This window comes from Planktothrix tepida PCC 9214 (genome assembly GCF_900009145.1).
GTDB classification, from domain to species: domain Bacteria; phylum Cyanobacteriota; class Cyanobacteriia; order Cyanobacteriales; family Microcoleaceae; genus Planktothrix; species Planktothrix tepida.
In genome coordinates this window covers 12,481-13,251 of record NZ_LN889774.1, presented here as the reverse complement: position 1 = coordinate 13,251, position 771 = coordinate 12,481, and the positions used below count along the sequence as shown (strand labels likewise).

Annotated in this window: 1 protein-coding gene and 1 pseudogene; one reads left to right on the top strand and one right to left on the bottom strand. The window is 39.3% G+C overall.

Going from position 1 to position 771, the window contains the following annotated elements; translation table 11 throughout:
* Positions 1–477, top strand: a pseudogene (locus PL9214_RS31095) (hypothetical protein); the annotation flags it as partial.
* Between the two features lie 26 nt (positions 478–503).
* Here the strand turns inward: PL9214_RS31095 and PL9214_RS03035 are convergent.
* A partial coding sequence (locus tag PL9214_RS03035) for an HNH endonuclease (protein WP_072717381.1) occupies positions 504–771 on the bottom strand: 268 nt, incomplete at its 5' end.

The window sequence follows — 771 nt, the reverse complement described above, 5'->3', positions numbered from 1 at the left end:
TACGGGGAAGTCAGAACAACACGAGATTTAGATATTGTCATCTCAATTATTCCTCAATATTTAAGTTCATTAATTTTAGAATTAGAACAAGCGGGCTTTTATGTTTCCGGTGTAGATGATGGGGTTTCTGGTCGAATGCAAACCTTGTCAGTTACTCATATGGAAACCATTTCCCGGGCTGATTTAATCATAGCCTCTGATTCAGAATTTGAGCGTTTGAAGCTGGAACGACGACAACAATATCAAATTCCCACAGGTGCAACAGTTTTTCTCGCCTCACCTGAAGATCTAATCCTTAATAAGTTGCAGTGGCGAAATTTCAATCAGTCCCAAAAGCAATGGCGAGATATATTGGGGATATTAAAAGTACAAGGAGACTCTTTAGATAAAGTTTACCTTAATAATCAGGCTAAATCTCTGAATTTAGTTGAGGATTTAAACCGAGCTTTAATTGAAGCCGGACTTGAAGAAATTTAGCCAAAACTTCAGCGTTAAATTCGGAATTAGGATAATTTTAAGTTAAGGGATAACTGCCCTGGGGAAATATTTCCTCGACTGCGACGATGACAAGCCAAATGGCAACTACTACATAACGGAACCAAATTTTCTAAACGATTATCAGCCGGGTTATGATTCCAGTGATGCACTTGCAGTGTATAAGCTCGGCGTCGGGATTTCATAGCATCTGATAACGGTTCTCCCGGCTTGATACAGAATAAACCACATTTTTGACATTGCCAATTCGCTGCTTCTTTAACTGCCAATGCCAGT